Below are 1,167 nucleotides of genomic sequence, written 5' to 3' on the forward strand. Positions count from 1 at the left end.
GCTAGGACGATTAACAAGTGTCGAATCATCTGTAATCAATGCACGTTTAGGAACTATCTCACCAGAAAGACTAATACGCATTAAAAATCTTTTAATCAATTGGCTAAGAAAATAAAATTATTGTGATCGCCGTCATCTTGTCGATTACACTTTAAAACTATGTTCATTTTTGCTTTTGAAAGTGCGATCGCTGATTCTATGGGGTGCATTAACGAAGTGTAATGTGCCTTTTTTTGTGGCATGATGAGTTCGATAATCGATAATCTGCCTTCCGTGCCAACGAACAACTCTGAAATACAGAACCAAGCAAGAAACGTCTTAGATGCAATTGCGTTTACTCCCTTTGAGCAATGTCAACCCTTGAGCCGTGATTTTAGCGAAATTCCCGATCTTCCTGGTATTTACGCAGTCAGACATAGATATCAGGGATTGCTTTACATTGGTAAAACCAAAAGCTTACGAGGTCGTTTTAAAGGTGGACACAAAGCTTTTTTGTGGGCTTGGCTCGATCAATATACAAGTGAAGATGTACGAATTGCGGTGCAGACAATACCTTACTCAAAAAACCCTGCGCTACTATTAGAACTAGAGGCGATCATTTTAAGGGCAACTGAGCCACCGTATAATGTTCAAATTCATACTGGAGTCCTAACCCATGCAAGTGAAACTTTCGGAGCAAATCTCGTCTGCGGATGCGGAAAATATTTTAAAGTGCTTACCAGACTGGATTCAGGATGCCCTGATTGCTCGCGCTACTGAAATTGATTATCCCGTTGAAGCAATCCTTGAGATGGCGATCGCCAGTTTTCTAGACACAGAGGCATTAAGTTTTGCCGACTGTAAGCCAGGGCGAGGTCAATAAGTGCGATCGCTCTTGTAGTAACGCACTAAATTGATTGTTATTCACCGTAATTATCTGATTTTTTGGATTTTTATTAATGCGATCGCAGAGCTTGTAGCTGATCTTGTAGTGCGATCATTTTTTGATGATGGGGAGGGGCGATGGTTTTTGGGAGGAGCAATTTTGGTTCTTCGGTTTGTCTTATGCAATGGACGGGGTTATAAGGAATGAAACCTTTATAGAGACAGACATTGCCGCAATTTTTGTCAATTGTTTGCGATCTGGAGCGAACTAATCAATTAAATCTCTTGCCAGATAAGGATTGA

General features: G+C 40.6%; 2 protein-coding genes. Both read left to right on the forward strand.

From position 1 onward, the window contains the following. Positions 1–243: 243 nt before the first annotated feature. Positions 244–759 carry a GIY-YIG nuclease family protein gene (locus tag PX482_RS25155; protein ID WP_223213112.1) on the forward strand — a complete coding sequence of 172 codons (516 nt, stop codon included), beginning with the start codon at positions 244–246 and terminating at the stop codon, positions 757–759. Then, positions 662–862 carry a hypothetical protein gene (locus PX482_RS25160; protein WP_223213113.1) on the forward strand — a complete coding sequence of 67 codons (201 nt, stop codon included), beginning with the start codon at positions 662–664 and terminating at the stop codon, positions 860–862. Before PX482_RS25155 ends, PX482_RS25160 begins: the two co-directional genes overlap by 98 nt. Positions 863–1,167: the final 305 nt, after the last annotated feature.

The sequence above is a fragment of the Microcystis sp. M53602_WE12 genome (genome assembly GCF_030065455.1).
In the GTDB taxonomy this organism is placed as follows: domain Bacteria; phylum Cyanobacteriota; class Cyanobacteriia; order Cyanobacteriales; family Microcystaceae; genus Microcystis; species Microcystis aeruginosa.

Coding starts and splice junctions, on each gene's coding strand:
- PX482_RS25155 (WP_223213112.1), top strand. CDS start 244: ATGAGTTCGATAATCGATAATCTGCCTTCCGTGCCAACGAACAACTCT.